The organism is Luteitalea sp. TBR-22, assembly GCF_016865485.1.
In the GTDB taxonomy this organism is placed as follows: domain Bacteria; phylum Acidobacteriota; class Vicinamibacteria; order Vicinamibacterales; family Vicinamibacteraceae; genus Luteitalea.
Genome location: NZ_AP024452.1, coordinates 6,133,416 through 6,158,114, shown reverse-complemented (window position 1 = coordinate 6,158,114; position 24,699 = coordinate 6,133,416). Strand labels below are relative to the sequence as shown.

17 protein-coding genes are annotated in these 24,699 nt (G+C 70.5%); 5 read left to right on the top strand and 12 right to left on the bottom strand.

The window, feature by feature from the left end; all coding sequences use genetic code 11:
- Positions 1-78 precede the first annotated feature (78 nt).
- The gene (locus tag TBR22_RS25390) at positions 79-435 is read left to right on the top strand and encodes a hypothetical protein (protein ID WP_239490643.1); all 357 of its coding nucleotides are present in this window, start codon (positions 79-81) and stop codon (positions 433-435) included.
- A gap of 68 nt (positions 436-503) precedes the next feature.
- On the opposite strand, the gene TBR22_RS25385 is transcribed toward TBR22_RS25390, so the two are convergent.
- Positions 504-1,175 carry a hypothetical protein gene (locus TBR22_RS25385; RefSeq protein ID WP_239490642.1) on the bottom strand — a complete coding sequence of 224 codons (672 nt, stop codon included), beginning with the start codon at positions 1,173-1,175 and terminating at the stop codon, positions 504-506.
- A gap of 297 nt (positions 1,176-1,472) precedes the next feature.
- On the opposite strand from TBR22_RS25385, the gene TBR22_RS25380 reads away from it, so the two are divergent.
- Together TBR22_RS25380 and TBR22_RS25375 are read left to right on the top strand one after the other, a co-directional pair.
- Positions 1,473-2,744, top strand: a complete 1,272-nt coding sequence (locus tag TBR22_RS25380) for a BamA/TamA family outer membrane protein (RefSeq protein WP_239490641.1) — start codon at positions 1,473-1,475, stop codon at positions 2,742-2,744.
- Positions 2,745-2,753: 9 nt separating this feature from the next.
- A complete protein-coding gene (locus TBR22_RS25375; RefSeq protein WP_239490640.1) occupies positions 2,754-4,460 on the top strand; it encodes a hypothetical protein in 1,707 nt (568 codons plus the stop codon).
- 12 nt (positions 4,461-4,472) lie between these two features.
- Here TBR22_RS25375 and TBR22_RS25370 read toward each other — a convergent pair whose 3' ends face one another.
- The 5 genes from TBR22_RS25370 to TBR22_RS25350 form a co-directional block, all read right to left on the bottom strand.
- On the bottom strand, positions 4,473-5,462 hold the full coding sequence (locus TBR22_RS25370; protein ID WP_239490639.1) for an endonuclease/exonuclease/phosphatase family protein: 990 nt from the start codon (positions 5,460-5,462) through the stop codon (positions 4,473-4,475).
- Entirely contained in the window at positions 5,462-6,397 is a 936-nt protein-coding gene (locus tag TBR22_RS25365; protein WP_239490638.1) for a dihydrodipicolinate synthase family protein, read from the bottom strand. The genes TBR22_RS25370 and TBR22_RS25365 overlap by 1 nt, the downstream gene beginning before the upstream one ends.
- A gap of 116 nt (positions 6,398-6,513) precedes the next feature.
- Positions 6,514-7,449 carry an ABC transporter permease gene (locus tag TBR22_RS25360; protein WP_239490637.1) on the bottom strand — a complete coding sequence of 312 codons (936 nt, stop codon included), beginning with the start codon at positions 7,447-7,449 and terminating at the stop codon, positions 6,514-6,516.
- A gap of 99 nt (positions 7,450-7,548) precedes the next feature.
- Complete coding sequence (locus tag TBR22_RS25355; protein ID WP_239490636.1) at positions 7,549-8,424, bottom strand: ABC transporter permease; 876 nt, start codon at positions 8,422-8,424, stop codon at positions 7,549-7,551.
- A 5-nt stretch (positions 8,425-8,429) separates the two neighbouring features.
- Positions 8,430-10,238 (bottom strand): ABC transporter substrate-binding protein, encoded by a 1,809-nt coding sequence (locus TBR22_RS25350; RefSeq protein WP_239490635.1) that lies wholly within the window; start codon positions 10,236-10,238, stop codon positions 8,430-8,432.
- A gap of 327 nt (positions 10,239-10,565) precedes the next feature.
- Between TBR22_RS25350 and TBR22_RS25345 the strand changes: the two genes are divergently transcribed.
- Together TBR22_RS25345 and TBR22_RS25340 are read left to right on the top strand one after the other, a co-directional pair.
- Positions 10,566-12,089: a S8 family peptidase gene (locus tag TBR22_RS25345; protein WP_239490634.1), complete on the top strand. Its 1,524-nt coding sequence runs from the start codon at positions 10,566-10,568 to the stop codon at positions 12,087-12,089.
- Between the two features lie 1,578 nt (positions 12,090-13,667).
- Positions 13,668-14,948 carry a sigma-54-dependent Fis family transcriptional regulator gene (locus TBR22_RS25340; RefSeq protein ID WP_239490633.1) on the top strand — a complete coding sequence of 427 codons (1,281 nt, stop codon included), beginning with the start codon at positions 13,668-13,670 and terminating at the stop codon, positions 14,946-14,948.
- On the opposite strand, the gene TBR22_RS25335 is transcribed toward TBR22_RS25340, so the two are convergent.
- The 6 genes from TBR22_RS25335 to TBR22_RS25310 all read right to left on the bottom strand — a co-directional run bounded on the left by TBR22_RS25335 (position 14,923) and on the right by TBR22_RS25310 (position 24,627).
- Complete coding sequence (locus tag TBR22_RS25335; protein WP_239490632.1) at positions 14,923-15,171, bottom strand: hypothetical protein; 249 nt, start codon at positions 15,169-15,171, stop codon at positions 14,923-14,925. The two genes, TBR22_RS25340 and TBR22_RS25335, sit on opposite strands and share 26 nt — an antisense overlap.
- A gap of 183 nt (positions 15,172-15,354) precedes the next feature.
- Positions 15,355-18,069 carry a M20/M25/M40 family metallo-hydrolase gene (locus TBR22_RS25330; protein ID WP_239490631.1) on the bottom strand — a complete coding sequence of 905 codons (2,715 nt, stop codon included), beginning with the start codon at positions 18,067-18,069 and terminating at the stop codon, positions 15,355-15,357.
- A gap of 423 nt (positions 18,070-18,492) precedes the next feature.
- Positions 18,493-20,007 carry a DUF2779 domain-containing protein gene (locus tag TBR22_RS25325; RefSeq protein WP_239490630.1) on the bottom strand — a complete coding sequence of 505 codons (1,515 nt, stop codon included), beginning with the start codon at positions 20,005-20,007 and terminating at the stop codon, positions 18,493-18,495.
- Positions 20,008-20,357: 350 nt separating this feature from the next.
- Positions 20,358-21,881: a DUF2779 domain-containing protein gene (locus tag TBR22_RS25320; RefSeq protein ID WP_239490629.1), complete on the bottom strand. Its 1,524-nt coding sequence runs from the start codon at positions 21,879-21,881 to the stop codon at positions 20,358-20,360.
- Complete coding sequence (locus tag TBR22_RS25315; protein ID WP_239490628.1) at positions 21,878-23,002, bottom strand: alkaline phosphatase family protein; 1,125 nt, start codon at positions 23,000-23,002, stop codon at positions 21,878-21,880. Before TBR22_RS25315 ends, TBR22_RS25320 begins: the two co-directional genes overlap by 4 nt.
- Before the next feature lie 137 nt (positions 23,003-23,139).
- On the bottom strand, positions 23,140-24,627 hold the full coding sequence (locus TBR22_RS25310) for an alpha-L-fucosidase (protein ID WP_239490627.1): 1,488 nt from the start codon (positions 24,625-24,627) through the stop codon (positions 23,140-23,142).
- Between the last annotated feature and the right edge of the window lie 72 nt (positions 24,628-24,699).

Genomic DNA, 24,699 nt, shown 5'->3' with positions numbered 1-24,699 from the left:
TTCTCGCTCGCCGGCGTTCCCGCGTGTGCGCACGGACGACCCCGGGGTCGTTCCCCTTTCACGATTCAGGAGAGACACATGCGTAAGTTGATGCTCGGCCTCGCGGCCGCCACCCTCGCGTTCGGCACGGGCCTGTCGGCCGAGACCAAGACCGTCACGGGCACGCTCGTCGACGTGATGTGCAACACCAAGCAGGGCGCGGAGAAGGCCACCGCAGCGGCTCACGCCGACTGCGCCGCCGCGTGCGCCAAGAAGGGCTCGCCCCTCGCGGTGGTGGGCGACGGGAAGCTGTATGAAGTGACCGGCGCCTGGACCGAGAACAAGAACGCGAAGCTGATCGAGTTCGCGGGTCACAAGGTCGAGGCGACCGGCGACGTGACCGAGAAGGACGGCAAGATGATCATCGCCGTCACCTCGATCAAGATGGCGCACTAGCACCGTCCGGGGCCGCCGGGGGTGACCCTGGCGGCCTCCTGGTGCCGGCTGGCCCACCGGACGTCCGGTCAGCCCTTCTTCTTGGCGGCCTTCTCGGCCTCCTTCTCGGCCTTGGTCTTCTCCTGGGTGATCTGCGTGAGCCGCGTCGGCTCCTGGCCGAAGATCTCCAGTTCGAGCCGGCCGTTCTTGGTCGAGATCGACGTCTGGTTCAGCAGCTTCCCCTCGCCCTTGTCGCTTCCGGGCGGGAACCGCATCTCGATCATCGTGAACGGGTAGTCCATCGTCCTGGCGGAATTGGCAGCCGCCCAGAACGTCACGGGCTTGTCGGTGACGATCACGATCTGGCGCGTGCCGTCGGGCAGCAGGTTCTCCCGGGCGTACTTGAGGTCCCAGCCGACGGTGCGGGCGCCGCGGATGTAGCCGTTGCGGGGCTGGATGTCCTGCAGCTTTCGCACCAGCTTGTCCTGCGACGACCGCGCCGCGGTCGTGCCGGCCACCGCGTCGAGCACGACGGCGCGCTCCTCGTCGGTGGTCCACCGCTCCACGGCGATGTCGATGGTGCCGCTGAAGCCGCGCTGCATGTTGACGCCGAACGCCCGGAAGCGCAGGGGGTCCTTCTTCGAGACGACGGTGCCCGCCTGCGCGGGCGCGGCTGCCTGTTGGGCGGCCAGCGGGGTCGCGGCGAGCGCCACGACTGCGGTCGCGCCGAGCAGCGTACGGACGAGACGAGGGGCATGCATGATCACGGCTTCAGCCTTCCTTTCCGTTTCGGGACGTCGATCCTGGCCGGCGCGGTTGGCCTCCGGCCTCACGCCTGACCACGTGCCGTCAGGGCGCCCCCACCAACCTGAGCAGGCATCGTACGATATGTCGGAGTGAAGCCCGTCCGAGTGGAGTTCCTCGAGTTCTCATCGCCCTATCCATCCGGGCCCCGCAGACGACAGGACTGGCATGACAGTTCCATGGTGGTCGAAGAGCGCGAGCGCCAGGCGCTGCGCGACGGCGCCGACTGTCAGGACCGGTCAGGAGACATGCACATGGTTCATCCCGTCATCGCGCAGCCCGTCGGGCCGCGCCCCTTGCCAGGGCGTCCGCGCGCCCGCGCCATCCTGGGCGGCCTCCTCGCGCTCGCGGTCGTGGCTGCCGGCACGGCGCCCGCCGCGGCCCAGGACGGGGCGTCAGGCGAAGGGGAGACCCGCGCCGGCACCATCGAGGCGCAGCAGAAGGCCAAGGCCGGCGACCTCAAGCCGTATGCGCCGAACAAGGCCGAGGTCTGGGTCAAGAAGCTGGAGGAGCAGTTCCTCACGGGCAACATGAACTGGCACCCGTGGTTCACCAGCGCCTATCCGGGCGGCGGCTTCACCGTTGGCGCCGGGTACCTGTCGCACGTCGGCAGCTACGAGACGATCGACGTGCGCGGCAGCTACACCTTCAGCAACTACAAGCGGATCGAGAGCGAGTTCGTCGCGCCGCGGCTGTTCGGCCGGCGTGGCCGCCTGTCGGTGCTCGGCGGCTGGCGCGAGGCGCCGCAGGTGAACTTCTTCGGCGTCGGCAACGACAGCGCGCAGGAGGGGCTCAGCAACTACGGCTTCAGGCAGCCGTACGGCGCGGCGCTGCTCGAAGTGCGCCCGACGCGGGGCGTGCTGGTGACCTCGGCCGGCGCGGAGATCTCGCAGTGGGACCAGTTCGCCGGCGAGGGCAGTTCGCCGTCGGTGGACACCTTGTACGGCGACCTCAATGGCCTCGGCGCCAAGATCACCTACCTGCACACGCAGGCCACGGTGGCCCTCGACTCGCGCGCGAGCGCGGAGTACGCCCGGCGGGGCGGGTTCTACGGCGTCACGATCCACAACTACGCCGATCGCGACGACGCCTACACCTTCAACCAGGTCGACTACGAGGCCATCCAGCACATCCCGATCCTTCGCGACGCGTGGGTCCTCTCGTTGCGCGGTCGGGTCCAGACCACCATGCGGGAGGGCGACGAGCAGGTGCCGTTCTTCCTGCTGCCTGGGCTCGGCAGCGGCTCGACGCTGCGCGGCTACCAGAACCTGCGCTTCCGCGACCGGCACAGCCTGCTCATGCAGGCGGAGTGGCGCGTGCTGGTCAACAGCTTCATCGACGCGGCCATCTTCTTCGATGCCGGCAAGGTCGCGGCCAGGAAGGCCGACCTGGACCTGAACGACCTGCACTCCGACGTCGGCATCGGGTTCCGCCTCCACGGCCCGTTCTCCACGCCGCTCCGCATCGAGCTGGCCAGGGGGAGCGAGGGATTCAACCTGGTTTTCGGCGCGAGCGCGTCGTTCTGAGGAATCGCCATGTTCACGCTCCGCCAGTGCTCCCCCCCGTCGCTGCGCCGTGCTGCAGCCGCCGCAGTGGTCGTCGCCGCGGTGCTCGCGGCCGCCGGCCACTCGCCGCGCACGGCCTCGCCCCGCTTCTACTCGGACGACCCGCTCCAGCGTGAGCCCGAGGTCGCCGACGCCTCGTCGGCCGCCGAATGGGACATCGACCTGTTCTACGACCTCGCCTACCAGCTGTTCGTCACCGCCGGCAAGGCGCCGACCAACACGCGGGCCGGCAACATCAACACCGTCGACGAGGTGCCCGATTCCAGCTGGTTCACCAATCGCATCGGGGCCCGGCCCATCACCGCCGCGGAACTGCAGCGCGGCCCGGTGACGGGCCCGGCGCCGGCGTCAGACAAGTGGGTGCTCACGCGGGAGAAGAGCGCCGGTGCCGCACCGGGCTTCACGGCGCGCGACGCCAACGGCGAGACGTGGTTCGTGTCCTTCGATGCCAAGGCCAACCCCCGCGGCGCGACGGCTGCCGTCGTGATCTCGACCAAGATCTTCTGGGCACTCGGCTACAACCAGGTCGAGTACTTCGTCACCGAGTTCGACCAGGACAAGACGACGATCGACCCGGCCGCCACCAAGCGACGGCCCTCCGGTGAGCGCACCCCGATCACCCGCGACGACGTGCGCGAGCTGCTCGAGCAGGTGCCCCGCGAAGCCGGGCGCCCGCTTCGCGCCGCGGCCGGCCGCATGCTCCCGGGCCGCGTGATCGGCGGGTTCCGCTATCAGGGCACGCGTCCGGACGACCCCAACGACGTGGTGCCCCACGAGCACCGGCGCGAGCTGCGCGCCCTGCGCGTGTTCGGCGCGTGGACCAACCTCACCGACATGAAGGCGGGCAACACGCTCGACACCGTCGTGCCGCACCAGGGCCGTTCCGTCGTCAGGCACTACCTGCAGGACGTCGGATCGACGTTCGGCGTCGGCGCGCAGGGACCGCACGACTGGAACGAAGGCTGGGAGTACATCTACCAGGGCAGTTCCACCAAGCGGCGGCTGCTGACGTTCGGCTTCGGGTTGAGCCCGTGGCAGACGGCCGACTACCCCGACCACCCGGCCGTCGGCCGCTTCGAAGGCGCGAGCTTCGCCCCCGAGACCTGGAAGCCGCGTGCGCCGACCCTTGCCTACATCGAGATGCGCGATGACGACGCGTTCTGGGCGGCGCGCCGCGTGATGGCCTTCTCCGACGACCTGATCCGCGCGGTCGTCGCCACCGGCGAGATCGGTGACCCCGCACAGGAGAAGTACCTCGCCGACACCCTCATCCTCCGACGCGACAAGATCGGCAGGGCCTACCTTCCGAAGATCAACCCGATCGTCGACCCGGTGCTCGGTGCCAACGGCGAGCTCTCGTTCGGCAACGCCGCGGTCCAGTACCGGTTCGCGCCGGCCCCCACGTCGTACACCGCCACGTGGGCGCGCTTCGACAACGCCACGGGTGCCACGACCCCCATCGGCCAGACCACCAGCACCGAGCCGCGGATGCAGGCGCCGGCCGGCCTTCCGACCGCGCCCGGCAGCTTCATCGAGCTCGAGCTGAGCGCCCGGCACCCGAACCACCCGAGCTGGGAACGGCCGGTGCTCGTGCACTTCCGGCGGAACGGCGCCGGCTGGACGCTCGTCGGGCTGCAGCGGCTCCCGGAGCGGCAGGCGGGCGTGACCACCAGGTAGGGCGCTCGGCGGTCAGCGGAACCGCAGCGTTGCGGCGACCGGGAGGTGATCCGAGGCCTCGGTCCTCGGCACCTCCGCCGCGACCGGTTCGAATCCGCGCACCAGGATCCAGTCGATCCGCTTGCTGGGCGCCTCGACGGGAATCGTGAACCCGTCGCCCTTGCCCACCGCGGCCCAGACATCGACGAGACCGCCACGCCCGGCGCTGCCTTCCCGGTGCCCGCTGTCCGATGCCCGTTGTCCGGTGCCCGGTGCCCGGTTCCCGGCGCCCGGCTCCCCGTGCCCGGTGCCCGGTGCCCGGTTCCCGGCGCCCGGTTCCCCGTGCCCGGTGCCCGGTGCCCGCTGCCCGCTCGTGAGGATCCGATACGTCTCGCTTCCCGGCACGTCGTTGAAGTCGCCCAGCGCGATTGCGGGCCGGTCGCCCCAGGCCTGCAGCATCTCCAGCATGGCCTCGGCGCTCGCCACCCGCTGCGGGTCCGGACGCCGGTGGTCGAGGTGCGTCGTCAGCACCAGCACCTGCGTGCCCTCGACGTCGAGCACCACCTGCAGCACGCCCCGCGGCTCGCCGCCGCCGATCACCGGCAGCGCGCGGTTGCCCTCCGACACGATGGGGAAGCGGGTGAGCAGCGCGTTGCCGTAGTCGCCGCCCTGCAGGTCGAGGTTCTTGCCGAACGCGAAGCGCAGGCCCGCGAGATCGGCGATCTCCTTCAGCAGGTCGCGCCGGCCCGTGCGCTCCGCGCCGCGATCCACTTCCTGTAAACCTACGATGTCGGCGCCGGCGTCGCGGATCACCTGCGCGACGCGCGCGACGTCGAGCGTGCCGTCCTCGCCCTCGGCGTGGTGGATGTTGAAGGTGAGGACTTTCAGGACACGGGAGGCGGGAGGCGGGAGTCGGGAGTCGGCCGCCCGACTCTCAGCCGCCGGCCCCGGGGACTGCGCGGCGAGGGGGGCGGCGCAGGCGAGGGTGGCGATCAGGCCGGCGAGGACGGTGCGGCGGTGCATCACTGGGCCTCCGCGGGCCCGTCCGGCTGCCCGTCGCGGCCGACGAGCGTCCAGCCCGTGAAGGCCTCGAGGTGACGGAGCAGGCCGAGCAGTTCCTCTTCGACCTTCGGCGTCGCGGGCTGCAGCGGCAGCCGTGGCGTCGACGAGGGGTAGCCGGCGATGGTCATCGCCGCCTTCAGGCCCGCCACGCCGTGGGTGATGGTCACCGCCCTGGCCAGCGGCGCGACGGCGCGTTGCAGCGCCAGCGCCCTGTGGAGCTCGCCCTTCATCACCGAGTCGTACAGCTCCACGCACAGGTTGGGCACGACGTTGGCGAGCGCCACGATCGATCCGCTGGTGCCCGAGAGGAGCGCGGCGTACATGATGCCGGCCACGCCGGTGAGCACGCTGAAGCCGTCGGGCACGCGTGCGAGCACGTCGTTGACGTGCGCGACGTTGCCGCTCGAGTCCTTGAGGCCCGCGACGTTCTCGTGGCGCGCCAGCAGGGCCACGGTGGGGGCGGCGAGCTCCGCGCCGAAGACCTGCGGCTGGTTGTAGAGCAGCACCGGGATCGGGCTCTCGTCGGCGATGTGCTCGTAGTGCGCCGTCAGCACGTCCTGCGTCATGAAGCGCGTGTAGCTGGTCGGCGGCCGCACCAGCGCGTAGTCGGCGCCGTTGTCGGCGGCGCGCCGGCAGGCCTCGAGCGTCGCGCGGGTGGAGTCACAGCCCGTGCCCGCGAGCAGGCGGCGTCCCTCCGGCATCGCGTCGCGGGTGACGCGGACGACGCGGTCGGCTTCGGCGGGCTCGATCAGGAAGGACTCGCCGTTGGTGCCGAGCACGAGCAGTCCTGCCAGCCGCGAGCGCATGAGCGCCGCGACCGTGTCGCGGAGCAGTCCCTCGTCGAGGTCGTCGTCGGTGAACGGCGTGGGCAGGGGCGGGTAGACGCCGCGAAGCATGGCGACATTCTAGGCTCAGGACTCAGGGCGCACGGCTCAGGGCTCAAGGCTCAGGGAAGGTCGAAGGCCCAAGGCCGAAGGACGAAGGCCCAGGGCCGAAGGCGCGATCACGCTCGTCAGTCGCGCCGCGTCGACAACGCCAGCAGGTGGGCGGCCAGCGACACGAGGGCAATCGCGGCGGCAGGAGCCATCAGCCACGGCGCATGGCGCAGCGTGAAGGGCTGCGTCGCCTCGCGCAGCATCATGCCCCACGAGGGTTGTGTCTCCGCGAACCCGAGGCCCACGAAGGAGAGCGTCGCCTCGGCGAGGATGAAGGCCGGGCCGAGCAGGAGCGCTTGCGTGACGATGACGGGGACGACGGCGGGGAGCAGGTGCCGGCGGGCGATCCAGGCCCGGCTCGCACCGGCCGCCTCGGCGGCCAGCACCGACTCGCGGGCCCGCTCGCTGGCGGTCACCGCCCGGACCGCCCGGGCCACGATGGGCCAGCCCGCCAGGGCGAGCACGAGCGCCATCATGGCGAAGAGGGTCGAGAACGGCAGCGACAGCGGCAGCGCGGCGCGCAGCACCAGCACCACGTACAGCGCGGGCCAGGCGATGCAAAGGTCGGCCACGCGCATCGCCGCCGTGTCGAGCCAGCCGCCGCGTTGCCCGGCGACCAGGCCGACCAGCCCGCCAATCGCGATCGCGCCGACCAGCCCGCACGCGGTCAGGCCGAGCGACAGCCGCGCGCCGAAGATCAGGCGCGTCCACTGGTCGCGGCCGAGCGAGTCGCTGCCGAGCGGCAGCAGCGGCTCGGCGGGATCGGCGCTGCGGACGATCGAGCCCGAGAACCAGGCGAGCGGCAGCGGGGCGTCGAGGGTGCGGTAGGTCGGCGGCAGCCGTTCCACCAGCGCGCGCCGCGACAGCGAGGGCGCCGCCAGCGCGAAGTCCGGATGTTGCGTCGCCACACCCCCCGTCGCCAGCCAGGGCGACGCGATCGCGAGGCACACCACGAGCGCAAGGAGGCTGGCTCCCCACACCCGCGCCGTTGGCGACCCGCCCGTCCCTGTCACAGTCCGCCCTTCCGTAAGCCGTCGGCCGTGAACCGCAGGCCCTCATCGTGCTTTCTGAGCCCTGAGCCCTGAGCCTCGCCCCTGAGCCTGCCCCCGCGCCTATGTCTGCCGCGGATCCACCCACGCCAGCACCGCGTCGGCGGCCAGCGTGCACGCGCCGACGATCAGCGCCGCCGTCCCGGCGCAGCCTGCCGCCAGGTCGATGTCGCGCGAGGTCAGCGCCTCGAACGTCAGCAGGCCGAGCCCACTGCGCGCCGTGACCAGCTCGATCGCCAGGGCCCCGCTCAGCACCTGTCCCGCGACCACGCCGAGCAGCCCGAGCACCGCCGGCAGTGACAGCGGCCAGGCGTGGCGCCACGTGATCGCTGCGGCCGGCACGCCGCGCGCCCGCGCCGCGGCCAGGCACGTCGCCCCGGCCACCTCGTCGAGCGCCCGCGCCTGCGCGCGGGCCACCACCGCCCACGCCGGCAGCGCCAGCGCGGTGACCATCACCGCGTACGACGACAGCCCCAGCCCGCTGGCGACCACGGCGAGCCCGAGCGCGATGACCAGCGCCGGCAGCGAGAGGAGGACGATCGAGGCGACGTCGATCGATCGGCGCACGAGGCGCGACGACGACCGGCTCGCCGCGACGCCCGCCGGAATGCCGAGGGCGAGCGCCAGCAGCAGCGCGGCGGCGCCGGCGCGCAACGTCCGGGCGGTGCGGTCCACCAGGAGGGGGAGCACCGGCTGGCCGTAGCGCAACGAGGTGCCGAGGTCGAGCGTGGCGAGCCGGGCGACGCGCTGGGTGAGCCGCGCGACGAGCGGCCGGTCCATGCCGAGCCGCACGCGCTCCGCGGCGACCGACGCCGGCGACCTCGTCCCATCGTCGAGCGGATCGCCGGGCGCCAGGCCCGTCAGCAGGTACACGCCGATGAAGGCCACCAGCACCAGCGCGATCGCGAAGGCGAGACGGCCCGCGAGCGCGCGTCGCATGGCGGTCAGCGGACGCCGATCTCGGCGGCGTTCCAGAGCACCTGCGGCGCGAGCAGCCCCGGCGCGACGTGCGTCAGCCGGCCGCTGGTGGCGATGGTCACCCGCGGCACCGCGAACACGACCACCGGCAACTCCGCGTCGAGCAGCTTCTGGGCCTGCACCATCAGGCGCTGGCGCTCGGCCTGGTCGGTGGTGGCGAGCTGGCGCGTCACGAGGATGTCGAGCTCGTCCTCCCACTTGGTCTGCGCCGCGGGTTGCCCCGGGTTCCACAGGTGCATGCGCCCCGACGACAGCCAGAACTCCATCAGCCCCGAAGGGTCGGTGTCGGTGCCGGGCAGCGCGTGGTACATCGCCTCGTAGCGGCCTTCCAGCATCCGCTGCTGCAGGCCCTTCGGGTCGAGGCTGACGATCTCCACCTGCAGGCCGATCTTCGCCAGTGCCTCCTGCAGCACCGCGGCGGCGCGCTGGCGGATGGTGTGGCCCTGCTGCACGAGCAGCGTGAACCGCGCCGGCTCGTCGAACACGTCCTCACGCACGCCGTCGCCGTTGCGGTCGCGCACGCCGATCCGATCGAGCAGCTCGCCGGCCATCGTCGGCGAGTACGGGCGCGGCGCGATGTCGGCGGCGGCCCACGCGTGGTTGCCCGGCGTGATCATGCTGGCCACCTGCACGCCGGCGCCGCGATACACCGCGTTGATGAAGGCGGTGCGATCGACGGCCATCGAGATCGCCTCGCGCAGTTCCCGCTTCTTCAACCACCCGCGTCGTTCAGGCGGCGCGTCTCCCCCCGGCTGGGTTCCGGTGCCCTGTGCGCGGCTCCCGGCGCCCGGCGTGCCCTCCCCGGCGCTCGGCGTGCCCTGCCCGATTCCCGATTCCCGATTCCCGATTCCCGGCCCCCGCAAGTTGAACCACAGCATGTCCGCCTCGAGCGACGGGCCGAGGTCGAAGAGCTGCAGCTGGCCCTGCGCGGCGAGGGCGCGGGCCTCGGGCAGGTCGTCGGGGCGCAGTTCGGCGGTGATCACGTCGGCCTGGCCGCTGCGCAGGCGCAGCATCTCGGCGTCCTGCGACGGCACGACGTCGAGGCGGATCCGGTCCACCCGCGGGCGCGGCGCGCCATCGTCGCCGGTGCGCCAGTAGTGCGGGTTGCGCGCCAGGTGCAGCGCGACGCCGGGCTCGTGGCGCTCGAGCACGAACGGGCCGGCGCCGACCATGCCGGCGGGGTCGGCCGAGGGGGCCCACTTGTCGGCGAAGGTGCCGTTGGCCAGCGCGGTGGCGTACCGGGCGCGGGGCACGATCGGCAGCGCGTGCAGCGGCCGCATTCCGGGGCCGTAGGGGGCGGGCCAGGCGAGGTCCACGGTGCGCGGGTCGACGACGCGGGCGGTGAGCGGCTGGCCCTGCAGGGTGAAGGTGTCGGCCAGCGGGCTCCCGAGCTTCGGGTCGAAGACCACCTCCAGCGAGAACGCCACGTCGTCGGCGGTCACCGGGGTGCCGTCGGAGAAGCGGGCCTCGGGGCGGAGGGTGACGCGGAAGCGGCGGCCCTCGTCGAGGGTGACCCACGAGGCGGCGAGCGCCGGCTCGAGCGACTGCGTCACGTGGTTGACGCGCACGAGCACGTCGTGGAGCAGCTGGTTGGCGACCAGGGTGGCGCGGTCGTTGGCGGCGAGGCGGACGAGGCTGCGCGGCTCGGCCCGCAGGGTGGCCACAAACTCTGTGGGGGTCCCGGTGCTCCCACCCCCACGGGTGCCGTCGCGCAGCAGCCACAGGCCGGCGCAGACGATGAGGAGGACGAGGAGGAGACCGGCGAGGCGCTTCATGGACGAGGGCAACTCCTTGGCCGCACCGGCCAAGATCTTGGCCGATCGCGACGCGGCGATCGGCGCGGTCGGGGGCGGCGCGCGGTCACGGGGCCGGGACGGAACCGTACGTGCGCCACCTGATCCTGTGTCGGCACGCACCTGATGGGCCTGCAGCCCCTGTTCGGTACGGGCCCCATCCAACGTTATTGCACTTCTTGCGATCTGGCACGTTGCGTGTATTGGCAATGGGTGCCCGGCTCATCGTGGCCTCCGGACCGTGCGTGGTCCGGACGGTCCGTGGCGATGCTGCCGCGGCGCTCTCCCCAAGTCCCAGGAGCACGCAAGATGCCGTTCCTCTCGCTGTCCGCCCGCCCCTCGTCTGTCCGCCGTTCGCCGCTGCGCACGGTTGTGTGGGTCTCGATCGCGTTCGTCCTGCTGGCGCTGTCGGCGCCGGCGGCGGCCGACGGGCACAAGGCGCGCCTCTCGCGCGGCCTTGCCGAGGCGGTCGGGCGTGGCGAGTCGCGGGGCGTGATCGTGTCGGGCACGGCGGAGCAGATCCGCGACCTGGCGGCGCGGCACGGGCTCGTGGTGGAGAAGACGCTCGCGACCGGCGCGGTGGTGCGGGTGAAGGACGCGGCGGCGCTCTCGGCGCTGGCGGCCGACCCGGCGGTGCCGGTGGTGGCCGACGACGCGCCGGTGGCGGCACACATGGCGACCGAGGTGGTGGCGCTCGGGGCCGACCAGGCGTGGCAGGGGGTGCTCGGGTTGCCGGGGGTGAACGGCAAGGGCATCGGCATCGCGGTGATCGACTCGGGCATCGCGGCCAGCCACGAGGCGCTGCGGCGCCGGGTGGTGGCGAGCGTCGATTTCGTGGCGGGCGGCCGTCGGGGCGCCGACCCCTACGGGCACGGCACCCACGTGGCGGGGATTGCGGCCGGCGACGTGACGACGGGGCAGGGGCGGTTCGCGGGGGTGGCGCCGGGCGCGCACCTGGTGAGCCTGCGGGTGCTCGACGCGCAGGGGCGCGGGACGACGAGCGACGTGATTGCGGCAATCGAGTGGGCGGTGGCCAACCGTGCGGCGTACGGGATCCGGGTGATCAACCTGTCGCTGGGCAAGCCGGTGCTCGAGAGCTGGGTGGACGACCCGCTGGTGCAGGCGGTGGAGGCGGCGAGCCGGGCGGGCATCGTCGTCGTGACGTCGGCGGGCAACCTCGGGACGCTGCCGGACGGGACGCGGGTGCGTGACGGCATCACGTCGCCGGGCAACGCGCCGTCGGCGATCACGGTGGGTGCGGTGGACACGCAGGGGACGCCGCAGCGCAGCGACGACCGGATTGCGGACTGGAGCTCGCGCGGCCTCACGGCGATCGACGGGTTCATGAAGCCTGACGTGTCGGCGCCGGGGCGTCGGATCGTGTCGGCGGGGAGCGTGGGCAGCGCGCTGGTGGGCAAGGCGGGCGCGGTGGTGGTGGGGCAGGGCGCGGCGACGTACGTGCGGCTGTCGGGGACGAGCATGGCGGCGGCGATGGTGAGCGGCGCGGCGGCGCTGGTGCTGGAGGCGAACCCGAAGCTGACGCCGGCGCAGGTGAAGGTGGTGCTGCAGGTGACGTCGCAGCGGGTCGCGGAGGCTGGTGTTGCGGCGGCGGGTGCGGGCGAGATCGACGTGGCGGCGGCGGTGGCGGCGGCGCGTCGGCGGCTGCAGGATCTGCCACCCACCACCATCGCCGGCGAAACCGCGACGCGCAGCGGCATTGCATTTACTGCCAAGGTCGATGGTGACACGCTCGTGTGGGGCGACACGTTGGTCTGGGGTGACACGCTCGTGTGGGGACACGCTCGTGTGGGGCGACACGTTGGTCTGGGGTGACACGCTCGTGTGGGGCGACACGTTGGTCTGGGGTGACACCCTCGTGTGGGGTGACACGTTGGTCTGGGGTGACACGCTCGTGTGGGGTGACTAACTACTCGTGGGCTGGGATGTGCGCTAAACTCCGCGCAGAACCAGCCAATGCCACTTGATTTACCTGCGTCTCTTAGACGGGCGGTACGATCCGGCGACCTGATTGCCTCAGAGCATGCTCTCAGGGGTGCAAGACTCGCCCCGGCCACAAGAGCAGTGCTTGAGGCCGACATCAGGCGCCAGGCGGGCGCTTTGCAAGAGTCACTGGCGCTTCTCGGGAGCCTCAAAGGTTGTGCGCTCACTCCTGCTGCCGCAGTGTTTGCTGCACGAGTCGAAGGCGAATTGCTCGGTGCTTCAGGGCGAACAGCTGAGGCTCTAGAGGTCTTAAATAAGGCTCTCGTCGAGGGTGAGGCCGCCGGCGAGCACCAGCAGGTGGCCCTGGCCTCGTTGTCGCGTTTTACACTCCTTACAAACCACCGCGGGCTTGCAGAGAGCCAGCAAGCGCTGCAAAGCGCCAAGGCGGCAGTGCTACGTTCTGGCGACGCACAGCTCTTGGCGGCACTGCATGCACGAGTGGGACAGGCGCATGCTCAGCGCAACTTAGCGAGCCTCGCTGTAGGTGAGCTCGAGTCCGCACTTGCGCTCCTTCGACCAGAGCCTAATGCTGCAATTCAAGCATTCACAGAGCTCGCGTTATCAGGTGCGGAGCACCTCTTGGCGCGCAGTCAAGAGGCCGTTCACTGGGCGCGTGCTTCCCGCAAGACTGCAGAGGCAAACGGCCTGCGAGCCTTGAGGGCATCGGCTCAAGCGAATCTCGCATTCCTCGAGTTTCGACGTGGAAGCTTCTCGCGCGCACGGGGGGAGGCGGTCGCCGCCCTCGAGGAGGTGCCACCGCTCTCATTGGCCAGAGGAGCACTTCTTGACACACTGGCAAACATTGCGGCGGAGCGAGGGGAACTGGCGGAGGCTCGCCTTCTCGTAGTGCAGATAGAGGAGCTAATCGCAGTCTTGAACCGAGCGACGCTCCTACTAGTGGACTCAGCGCCCGTAAGAGCAAGAGTTGCGCAGCTTCACGGCGAATGGGACCAGTCCTGTCGCGTTCTGTCGGATGCGATTGACGTGGCCGATAGCAGGGGCGACCTACTCGGATGGGCAAAGCTGGTACTGCTGCGAGCTGAGGCAAAGGTCCGCCTGAACCCCAACGACGAATCCACTGCTCACGATGTGGTTGACGTGCTTGCTCGCGTTCATTATCCCAGCGCGGAAACACTGGGTCTGCTTGCCAGAGTTCGTGCAGTGAGGGCCGCCCTGCGACAGGATGCACTCGTTGCTAGGGCCGAGTTCTTAAGGGCGGATCGTGTTTTTGCCGTGTCGGGCGAGCGCTTTCTTCGTCGACAGACCTCAAGATTGGCTGGTGAGCTCAAGTCGTCCAGTGACAGTCATGCGCCTCGCCACCGCCGGCCGATCCTGAGAGTCGCTGAGGATCTCGCGTTTGTATGCGGTCTGCTACCGCATCCTCATCTCGCGAGCATCGAGCTGCGCCGCATGCTCAAGCGACTTGGCATCAGGTCCACTCTCCAGGCTGATCCCAGCCCCGCTGACAAGGTCGGGACTTCAGCGCTCTACGTCGGAACGGTAGGTCGGTCCCCGATCTACCTCGGAGCCGAGGTTCCTGAACTTGCGGAGAAGAAGGAGTTGCTCTTCCATGTCTTCAGTATCACTCGAAGGGCGGTCGACGGCGTTCGCGCGCAGTCTGAGCTGAAGCAGAAGCTCCTTTCGTGGGATCTTGATATCGCTCCTGAGGGGAAGGCAGGCCTCTACATCTCCTCTGGCATGAAGCGCCTCCTCAAGACAATTACGCGCGCGGCCGCGAGCGACATCCCAGTACTGATCACCGGCGAAACCGGAACAGGTAAGGAAATTGTAGCGACTGAGCTGCACGCGTGCTCGCCGCGATCAGCGAAGCCATTCATCGCACTCAACGTCGCCGCAGTCCCTCGTGAGATGCTCGAGGGACACTTGTTCGGCTACAAGCGTGGCGCGTTCACCGGCGCGGTCAACGACGCCAAGGGCATGATCCGCGAGGCGGAAGGCGGGACGCTCTTCATCGACGAGATCGGCGAGTTGAGCCTCGACCTGCAGCCGAAGCTGCTGCGCTTCCTGGAAAGCGGCGAGATCCAGCCGCTCGGAGAGCGACCCCAGCGCGTCGATGTCCGAATCGTCGCAGCGACGAACGCGCGCCTCGAGTCCCTCGTGCGCGAGGGGCGCTTCCGCGAGGACCTCTTTTACCGCCTCAATGTCGTCTCTCTCACCGTGCCGCCGCTGCGCGAGCGGCGCGAGGAGATCCCGACGCTCGTCAACCATTTCCTGACGACGCACGCCAAGCAGGCGGGCAAACTCATTCCGCAGCTCACGCCTCGTGCCCTCGAGCGACTGTCTGCCTACGACTGGCCAGGGAACGTGCGCCAGTTGACCAACGAGCTGAAGCGCATCGTGGCACTCAGTGACGCGGACGAACTCGTCGACCTCGAGCACCTCGCGCCGGGGATCCGCAACCTCGTCGAGGCGCCCGCCCCACGGCCATCCGACGGTTCCACCGTCACGCTCGCCCTCGACCGCGATCTGCAAGGCTTGTACGACGACCTCGAACGCGCGGCCATCCTTCGCGCCATGGACGTGTCGCGCCAGAACCAGTCCGAATGCGCGCGCCGCCTCGGCATCACCCGCAAGGGCCTGTACCTGAAACGGAAGCGGCTCGGCCTCGCCGACGACACCGTCGCCGACGAGGAAGACGACGACCTCACCCCTGCACGCTCGGCCAGCTGACCGCGCCCTCCGTCGTCGTCACGCCGTTGGCGAGGTTCATCAGCGTGCGGTGTACGTCCACCAGCGCCAGCGTGTCGCGCTCGCAGTACTGGCGCAGGTCGTGCAACGCAATCGCCACGTCGTCCTCGCCCACCTGCGCGTCGATCAGGCTCGCGTACGCGCGCGAGGCCGTCAGCCCGTCCTTGATGCTCAGCCCCTTGTACGTCAGCCCCGGCGCCAGCACCGGGCCAATCGCCTTCAGCGAGTAGTTGCCCAGGAAGTTCAGGGTCGTACACGTGGTCGCGCACCAGCTCCAGCAGGTCCGAACACTGCCTGGCCAAACCCGCGAGTCGTTGGCACTCGCCTCCGTTCTTGCCGCGGGAGGCGGCCCAGGTGCGCCCCACCGCGTACGCGTCGGGCCTGGGCGCTACTTGCGCGAGGCGTGCTGGAGGTAGGAGTGATAGAAGGCATAGGCCTTCTCGAGCGCTAGTACGCGGATGCGCTCGTTCGTACCGTGAAGGGACGCGAGCTCCTCATCGCTCAGCTCCAGAGGTGAGAAGCGAAAGATCTGATCGGCGACCTGTCCGAAGTGGCGAGAGTCGGTGGTGCCAGGGCTCAAGACGGGCACAACCACTGCCCGCGGGAAGTGCCGCCGGATCACCTGGCCCAGACGGATGCCTGCTGGAGAGTCCAGGTCAGACACGGTTGGAGCCGGCCCCGGGGGCCCGTGCGTGACCGACACGCGGGAGTCGCCCACGACCGAGCGCACCCGGCGCAGCATGTCTTCCGGGGAGGATCCGGGAAGCAGCCGGTAGTTCAGCGTTGCACAGGCACGCTCTGGCAGGACGTTTGCCTTCGTCCCCCCAGCCACCAGTGTGGCTGACTGGCTCGACCCGAGCAGCGCCCGGCTGAGAGGCGCCCCGCGCATGCTGGCCTCGATCAGGGGCGTCGTCAGCCACAAGTTCGAGACCACGAGCCGCCAGGGGTACGACATCTCGGCCGCGGCGTAAGTCAAGGTCTGCGCCATCAGCGCATTCAGCGCCGTCGGAGGGGGATTCTGCTCCAGGCGGTGCACTGCGGTGCTGATCGCACCTATGGCGGTCGACACGGGTGGAGAACTCGAGTGCCCCGGTGTGCCGACGGCGCACAAGGTGACGTCGAGGTAGCCCTTCTCCGCGATCGCTACGGCGGCAACTGGGCCGTCGAGGCCCGGAAGGACACCTTCGACCACGGCACTTCCTTCGTCGAGCACCGAACCGACCCGCAGGCCTCGTTCCCGGAGGTGCGCCGCGACTGCCTGCGCGCCCGTCCCATCGAGCTCCTCGTCATGGCCGAGGGCGATGTACATCGGGCGCGTCGGCGCCCAGCCTGCGCCGAGCAGCTCCTGCGTGGCGGCAAGGATGGCGATGACCGAGAACTTGTCATCGAGGGCCCCACGGCCATGTACGTACCCGTCGCTGACGACGCCGCCGAAGGGATCCTGCTTCCAGCCCTTGGTATCCGCAGGCACGACATCGAGATGTGCGTAGACCAAGGCCCCGGGGAGGCTGTGGTCCTGCCCGGGAATCGTCACAAGGTGCGCCCGTGGTCCCACCCTCTCGAACCTCATGGCGGGATAGGTCCTGGTCAGGAAGCTGACGAACTCGACCAGCGCCTGATCTGTCAGCGCATCCGGGGCCGCGCCGTGCGAGATGGTGCGGAACCGGATCGATGCGGCCAGCGTTGCGGCGAGGTCCGCGCGCGGCGGCGCTGGAAGCAGACCCTCCGTCGGCAATGCGGGTGGTTGTCGAGAGGCCACCCTGAACGCTCTCGCAGAGAGGACGACGCCAGCCAGCAGAACCGCCACGCCAAGCGCGACGGCTGCCAGCCACCCACGCCTCCCTGCGCTCGGCACGGCGGCGAAGCTCCCTTGTGTGGCAGCAGGAGTGGACTGGCTCGGCACGGCCATCTGGTACACGGCAAGACCGCCCCGATGCTCCTCGCCCGGAATCACCTCGCGATGCTTCGAGACTTTGCGGTAGCCTCGGCTCAGGAACATCTTGCGGGCCGCGACGTTCCTGGTCCTCACGGCAGCCCCGATCCGGGGAGTCGCCGACCGTCCAGCAAGAGCCTCGACGCGCCGCAGCAGCGCAACGCCGAGGCCCTGCCGACGTCGCGTGTCCGGGACGACAAGGTACAGCACCTTCCACGCCGGCGCGCTCGTAGTCACAGCGAACAGGAGGGCGCGATTGCGCCACGCGCGCCACAGAGTGGAGGGCACCTTGGATACGCCGCAGCACGCCGTGGCGATTGCGAATGCCGCCACGGACCGCGCGCCCGTCAGCCGCCCCTGATCAGGGGGCGCCACGAACGCGAATGCCTCGTCGTCGTCAGTCAGGGTCACGAGCCGAGCGCGCCCGAGCAGGTGTCCGTCCTCGAAGAAGCAGATGGCCAGCGCGATGATCCTGGCGCGGCGCTCGATGTCACCTGGCAGGAAACGTCCGAAGACGTAATCGAACTCGCGGCTCAGGGACCGTGCTACTGCCAGGACGTCGGTTCGTGCCGTGGCCGTAGCAACCGTGTGCTGCACGAAACTCTGACGGCTTGAGTACGCGGTGTTTGCCACCAGGATCGCGCTGCACAACGAGGCCGAGACGATCGGGGGCACCGTTCCTGAGAGGGCAAGGAGTGCGAGCACGCCTATGCACGCCATGCCGGTCAGATTGATGACCTGCAGGACGACGCTGCGTTTCAGCTCCGGTGGCGACTGCGGCACGGGTAGGGCTCGATACGCTACGAGCAGGCCCCGCAGCGTGAGGAGGTAGGCCACGCAGCCAAGGAACACCACGAGCAACAGCGACTTGTAGAAGAACGACACATCGAGCACGTCCGCCTCGACAGACGGGCTGCGAATGCTCTGCACCAGGAGATGCTGCAGGACGCCTATCACCGAGAGGATGACGATCTCGGAGAGATTCAGTTGCTTCCGGTAGTACAGCGCAGCAGTGATGTAGGTCTGGATCACCCTGAGCAGGATGGCGAAGCACAGGGCCAGGTGAGCGACGACGAGCCATCGCCAGGGCGTCCAGACACGCAGGTGGTCCGAGAGCGTGTTTGCGAGATCGTTGAAGATGAGGCCCTGAATGAGGCCGAGCAGCGCCATCAGGATGTCGACCCAGATGCGCTGCAGTCCCTCCCGCGCAGTGACAGATGCGTCGCTGATACGCCCCTCCTGATGTGCCGGCGATCCTAGCCCATCGGGTAGCTGCTGCACAGACAGGAACCCGAGCTTTCTGTCCGTTGCCGGCAGCCTTACAAGCGCGTCGCGCTGCCCGCTCTGGCTGCACGCGGCCGCTTCATGAGAGGGAAGGCATCTGAACTGCCGGCCCCTCTCGTGTCGGCCCCGCTGGCCCGAGTCGTCTACAATCCTCGACCGCAGGGCCCGGATCCGACCAAGACTCCGCCCCCGTCCTGCTGCCATCCGGCACGAGATGAGGGCAGATTCGCATGGTCACCCAAGCGCATCGATCAGCCTCCACACAAGCTCGTCGGCTTGAGGGATTGTCGATGTCGGCGTCGCTGTTGGTCACCCCTGCACGCTCGGCCAGCTGACCGCGCCCTCCGGCGTCGTCGTGACGCCGTTGGCGAGGTTCATCAGCGTGCGGTGTACGTCCACCAGCGCCAGCGTGTCGCGCTCGCAGTACCGACGCAGGTCGTGCAACGCAATCGCCACGTCGTCCTCGCCCACCTGCGCGTCGATCAGGCTCGCGTACGCACGCGAGGCGGTCAGCCCGTCCTTGATGCTCAGCCCCTTGTACGTCAGCCCCGGCGCCAGCACCGGACCGATCGCCTTCAGCGAGTAGTTGCCGAGGAAGTTCAGGTCGTACACGTGGTCCCGCACCAGCTCCAGCAGGTCCACCAGCCGCCCCCGGATCCGCTGTAACGCCGGCGCCAGATCCGGGAACAGCTCCGCCAGCTCCTGCAGCCGCCACGACTCGTAGTCGCTGTAGACGATGATCGGCTCCCAGTACGACCCCACCGCCTCCACAAGGCTCTCGGCAAACCGACGCCGCGGATCCTCGCCCGGCGGCACGATCTCGTCGATGTGCGTCAGCCGCCCCTCGGTGTCCACGTGGTGCAGCGACCACAGGAACGGGATGTGCTGCGCCGGCCGCGTCCCCTCGAAGACCGGGATCAGCGATACCAGGCTCTCGAAGTCCAGGTAGAACGCCGGCGGCCCGAACGCCTTCAACGCCTCCGGCAACCCCGGATCCACCGCCATGTGCCCCTGCAACGCCGCCTGCCGCGCCCGCAGCCGCTTCGGCCCGAGCCCCTCCGCGTCGGGCACGTCGCCCATCCGGTCCCAGCCGTTGGCAATCCACTCGTCCACCGACGGCCCCGGCTCGTGCGGGAAGTGCCCCGTCCAGTCGGCCGGCAGCGAGTCCACGCACTGCGCCGTGAACGCGCAGCACGCACAGTGCGTCCCCTTGGGCACCACCGGCGCCCGCCGCTCCGCCACCAGTTGCTGCAGCTGCTCGAGCCGCGCCACCACCCGCGGCAGCGCCCGCGCCGCCCGGATCGTCAGCGACCGGCGACCGAAGAACAGGAACGGATCGATCGGCCCGGGCACCCGCGCGTAGTGCACGTCCACGTGCAGCAGGTGGATCGCCGCCACCGCGACGCTGGCCGCCCGCAGCACGTGCAGCGTCAGCGCCGCCTGCTCGATGAGGAAGTCGTCGAGGTGCAGCCGCGTCGCCAGCAGTACCGCCGTCCAGCTGCCGTCGGGTCGCCGCTCGAGCACGTCGATGCTCACCGACGACCCGCCCGCCGTGAATCCCGCCCGGAAGATCGCCGGCACGCCCTGCGCGATCAGCTGCTGCGTGCGCTGCTCGATCGTCGCCTCGAGCGGCCCGGCCTGCCAGGTGTCCTGCCCGCCCGGCCACCGCAGCTGCGCCAGGCCGCGCACCCGCTCGCGCTGGTCGTAGCCGTCGAACGAGGTGCGCTCGCCCTCGGCGCGCTGCCGGTGGTGCTTCCACGCCGCCAGCACGCATCGCCGGCCTTCGTGATACTCCCACCAATCCAGCACATCGTCGGGCAGCACAACGTCGACTCCTGTGAGGTCATCCTGACTGTGCGCCTGCGCCGCAGGGGCGTCAATAGGGGAAGCGGGCACCGGGCACCGGGATCCGGGCACCGGAATGCGCGCGCGGGCAGTGGGCACCGGGCACCGGGAACCGCGCAGCGGGCAGTGGCGGGAACGGGGACCAACGGCGCGGTGGGACACCGCGCCCTACCCCTCCGGGACACCGCGCCCTACCCTTCGGGGACGCCGCGCCCGACCCTTCCGGGGCACCGCGCCCGACCCTTCCGGGGCACCGCGCCCGACCCTTCCGGGGCACCGTGCCCGAGCAACGGCGTCCGAGCGGGCGGTGCGTCGCCCGAGGGCGGCGCCTACGCGTGGCGCAGACGGAGCAGCGCGCGGTGGAGGGCGACCATCGCGAGGGTGTCGCGGGCGCAGTAGGCGCGCAGGTCCGCGAGCACCTGGGCCCGTCGGTCAGGGCCGGGGGCTACACCTCCGGGATGGACCCGGTCCAACCCGCGCAGGACCGCCTCGTAGGCATGGGCCGCCGCCAGGCCGTCGCGGATGCCGAGGCCGTCGTAGGTCACCTCGGGCGCCAGCGCCGGCGCCACCGCCTTGATCGAGAACGAGCCCCGGAACCGCAGGTCGTACACGTGCTCGCGCACCACCTCGAGCAGATCCACCAGCCGCGCCTGGATCGCCTGCAACGGCTCGGCGAGATCGGGCAGCGCCTGCGCCAGGTCGCGCAGCCGCTCCCACTCGTAGCTGCTGTAGACGACGATCGGCTCGCCCGACGATGGGCCGAGGGCGGCGATGAGCCCCTCGGCCATGCGGCGCAGCGGCGGGTCCGTCGAGGGCGGGGCGAGGTCGTCCACGTGCGTGAGGTTCCCCGCCGCATCGTCATGGTGCACGGACCACAGGAAGGGCACCACCGCGTACGGCCGCGTGCCGGCGTAGAGGGGCACGGCCGGCGACACGCACTCGAAGTCGAGGTAGTAGGCCGGGGGACCGGCCGGCGCGAGCGCCGCGGCGAGCGTTGGCGCCACGTACTGCCCGCCGGCGCGGCTCGCCAGCCTGGCGTGCTCGGCGCCACGCGGCAACTGCCGCCCCTCGACCGGCACGGCGGCCATGCGCACGAAGCCCTGCGCGAGCCACTCGCGGATCGGCGGCTTGTCCTTGCGCGGGAACCAGCCGGTCCAGTCGGCCGGCAGGTGCGCGGTGCAGTCGTCGAGGAACGGACAGCCGTCGCGGCTGTCGCGACAGTGCGCGCCCGGCGCGATCGCGGGGCGGTCGGGAGAGGCCAGCGCGGCGCGCGTGGCGGCAACCGATGCCGCGATCCGCAGGAGCCGACGCCGACCCGCCGCGAACGAGACGCTGCGGCGCACGAACAGGCGGTGCGGGTCCACGGGGCCGGCGTCGGGGCGCTCGTAGGTCTCGTCGAGCAGCATCGCGTGCACCGCAGCCACGTGATGGCCGGCGGCGCGCAGCACGTGCAGCGTGAACGCCGCCCGGTCGGCCAGGCTCCACGACACGCGCACGCCGTTGCGGATCAGCACCGCGATCCAGCGCCCGCGCGCGGTGCGCTCGAGCACGTCCACCCGCACGCGCAGCCCGTCGGCCTCGACCACCGCGTCGACGATGCGCGGGCAACCCGCGTCCATCAACGCCCGGGTGCGCGCCGCATCGCCCTGGGCCGACTCCGCGCCCGCGAACAACGGCCGCGCGAGCGCACGTACGTCCGCAAGCGGGTCGGATTCGGGCCGCATCGAGGTAGGGCCGGGTGTCCCCACCCGGCCGTCGAGGGCGGAGAGCGGCGCGATGGGGACATCGCGCCCTACCTTGTAGGCGCGAAGCAGGCACTGCTGCCCGGCGCGGACCTCGGAGAATCCGATCACTTCGGCGGCGCGAGCGGCGCGCCGGCCTTCGGCGACGCCGCCTTCCAGTCCTTGCCCACCAGCGAGGCGAGGGTGGCCGCCACCTGGCTCTGCGACGCCGGTGCGTGCCCGGCCTTCCACAGCCCGCGCGCCGGCCAGTGCGGCGCCGACACGATCGCCCACACGTACTGGGCGCCCTCGGTGTCCTTGCCGTGGCTGCTCCAGTCGGCCGCGCCGTTGCCGCGCCCGTGGTCGGTCACGATCATCAGCGCCGTCCGCCCCGCGAACCCGGGCGTGGCCTGCAGCAGGGTCCACAGGTCCTTCAGCCAGCCGTCGAACCGGTGCAGGTACTCGATCACGCGCACGTACGACTTGTTGTGCGACCAGTCGTCGGTCTCGTCCAGGCCGATCCACATCGCTTTCGGCTTGTGCTGCTGCAGGTGATGAAGCGCGAACTGCCAGGTGTAGTGGTCGTAGCGGGCGGTGTCCCACGCCGGCACGGTCATGTGCTGCGCGGCGTTGAGCGCCGCGATGCGCGGGTCGGTGGACGGGTAGTCCTCGTAGCCGGCATTGGTGAACACGTCGCCGGCCTTCGAGTTCGGGATGTACTTGAAGACGTCCCACGACCCGAAGCAGGCGACGCCTTCCTGCGGCAGCGCGAACTCGCGGCGCAGGAACTGCAGCACCGTCTCGAACGGGTAGTACCTGCCGTCGTTGCTGTCGATCACATCGTCGTGCGGCACGCCGGTCATCAGCTCGGCGTAGCCCGGGTAGCTGAAGCGCATCGTGTTGCCGAGCGTCATCACGCTGCCGGCCCAGCGGTCGCCGACGATCGACGCGTGGTCCTTCAGGAACGTGCCCCACAGGAACGGCATCACCGCCTCGCGGCGCGCCTCGCGCGTGTCGCGCCAGTAGGCCTTGTAGAGCGGGTGCTCCTCGGCCTTCTTCTTCGGCCCGAGCACGGCCTGCAGGATGTCCTTGTCGAGCCCGCCGAACATCTCCTGCGTGCGCACGCCGTCGAGCGAGATCGCGATGACGTGGTCGGCCGCGGAGCCGGCGGGCGCCTGGGCGAAGGAGGGACGGGCGAGCGCGGCGGCTGCTGGGGCCACGGCGAGCGACTGGAGCAGTTGGCGTCGGTTCATCGGGGACGGGAATCGGGAATGGGGAGTCGGGAATGGGGAGTCGGGAGTCGGGAGTCGGGAATCGGGAATCGGGAATGGGGAGTCGGGAGTCGGGAATCGGGAATCGGGAATCGGGCGACGCCCGCGGTGGTCAGCGCTCAATGCGCCGGCGCGTCGGCCGGGGCCACGCCGTTGGCGCGCGAGGAGTCGTGGATCGACACCGACGCAAGCATCGGCAGGCCGCGCGCGTCGTGGATTCTCACCCGCACCTGCGACGCCGTCGTGACGTTGGTGGCGACGATGCGGGTGTGGCCGATGGTGGTGCCGGTGGCGATGCGCTGCCAGGCGCCGCCGACGTTGGCCTCGATCTCGAACAGCGAGATGCGCTGGCCGGCGGCGACGTACTCCTGCAGGCGCACGCGGTCGAAGGTGACCGGCGCGCCGAGGTCGATGGTCAGGCTGGCCTGCTTCACGCTCGGCGCCCAGTAGCTGTCGAGGTCGGCGTCGAGCACGGCGGCCGGTCCGTGCGAGGCGCGCGACGAGGTGGCCGTGCCCTTCGCGCCGGCCGGCACGAGCGAGGTCCCGTAGACCGCGTCCACCAGCGCGCGCATGCCGGCGAGCGCCTTGACGTCGTTCTCGTGCACGAGGCCGCGGTCGTCGGGCGGCACGTTGAGCAGCAGGGTGCAGTTGCGGCCCACCGACGACTCGTAGAGGCGCAGCAGCGTGCGCGGCGACTTGACGCGCCCGTTCTCGGCGGCGCGCCAGAACCAGCCCGGACGGATGCTCACGTCGCACTCTCCCGGCACGTAGAACTTGCCGAGCTCGGAGCCCTCGGGCAGGTCCATGCTCAGGCCGGTGCCCGGCTCGTAGCGGTCGCGATCGAGCATCGCCCAGTTGGTGAGCGGCGCCTCGCCGCGCTCGTTGCCGATCCAGCGGATGCCCGGCCCGGCGTCGCTGAAGATCACCGCGTTGGGCTGCAGGCGGCGCACCACCTCGTGGAAGCGCGGCCAGTCGTACACCTGGCGCTTGCCGTTGGGGCCCTCGCCGTTGGCGCCGTCGAACCACACCTCGAAGATCTCGCCGTAGTTGGCGAGCACGTCCTCGAGCATGCGCACGAACACGTCGTTGTACTCGGGCGTGCCGTAGGTCGGGTGGTTGCGGTCCCACGGCGAGAGGTACACGCCGAACTTCAGGCCCTCGGCGCGCGCCGCATCCGACAGCTCGCGCAGCAGGTCGCCCTTGCCGCCGCGCCACGGGCTGGCCGCCACCGTGTGCGTGGATTCCTTCGTCGGCCACAGGCAGAAGCCGTCGTGGTGCTTGGCGGTGACGATCACGCCCTTCATGCCGGCGGCCTTGAAGGCCTTCACCCACTGGCGCGCGTCGAGTTCCTTCGGGTTGAAGATGGTGGGCTGCTCGCGCCCCGACCCCCACTCGGCGCCGGTGAAGGCGTTGGGCCCGAAGTGCACGAAGGCGTTCATCTCCATCCGCTGCCACTGCAACTGCGCCTTCGACGGGACCGCTTCGCCCTCGCTCGGGGCCGGCCTCGGGGCGACACGGGAGGCCGACGGGATACTGGGGGCGATGGGCTGGGCGACCGCGGTGCTCGCGACCAGCACGACGGCCGGAGCGACAATGGCGAAACGCATGCGGCAGTCTAACGCGACGTCACGCACTCACCGGCCGAGGCCGGCGGCGACACGTGGGGATGCCCGAGCGCA

Coding starts and splice junctions, on each gene's coding strand:
- TBR22_RS25390 (WP_239490643.1), top strand. CDS start 79: ATGCGTAAGTTGATGCTCGGCCTCGCGGCCGCCACCCTCGCGTTCGGC.
- TBR22_RS25385 (WP_239490642.1), bottom strand. CDS start 1,175: ATGCATGCCCCTCGTCTCGTCCGTACGCTGCTCGGCGCGACCGCAGTC.
- TBR22_RS25380 (WP_239490641.1), top strand. CDS start 1,473: ATGGTTCATCCCGTCATCGCGCAGCCCGTCGGGCCGCGCCCCTTGCCA.
- TBR22_RS25375 (WP_239490640.1), top strand. CDS start 2,754: ATGTTCACGCTCCGCCAGTGCTCCCCCCCGTCGCTGCGCCGTGCTGCA.
- TBR22_RS25370 (WP_239490639.1), bottom strand. CDS start 5,462: ATGCACCGCCGCACCGTCCTCGCCGGCCTGATCGCCACCCTCGCCTGC.
- TBR22_RS25365 (WP_239490638.1), bottom strand. CDS start 6,397: ATGCTTCGCGGCGTCTACCCGCCCCTGCCCACGCCGTTCACCGACGAC.
- TBR22_RS25355 (WP_239490636.1), bottom strand. CDS start 8,424: ATGCGACGCGCGCTCGCGGGCCGTCTCGCCTTCGCGATCGCGCTGGTG.
- TBR22_RS25350 (WP_239490635.1), bottom strand. CDS start 10,238: ATGAAGCGCCTCGCCGGTCTCCTCCTCGTCCTCCTCATCGTCTGCGCC.
- TBR22_RS25345 (WP_239490634.1), top strand. CDS start 10,566: ATGCCGTTCCTCTCGCTGTCCGCCCGCCCCTCGTCTGTCCGCCGTTCG.
- TBR22_RS25340 (WP_239490633.1), top strand. CDS start 13,668: ATGCTCAAGCGACTTGGCATCAGGTCCACTCTCCAGGCTGATCCCAGC.
- TBR22_RS25330 (WP_239490631.1), bottom strand. CDS start 18,069: ATGGCGCTGCTCGGCCTCATTCAGGGCCTCATCTTCAACGATCTCGCA.
- TBR22_RS25315 (WP_239490628.1), bottom strand. CDS start 23,002: ATGAACCGACGCCAACTGCTCCAGTCGCTCGCCGTGGCCCCAGCAGCC.
- TBR22_RS25310 (WP_239490627.1), bottom strand. CDS start 24,627: ATGCGTTTCGCCATTGTCGCTCCGGCCGTCGTGCTGGTCGCGAGCACC.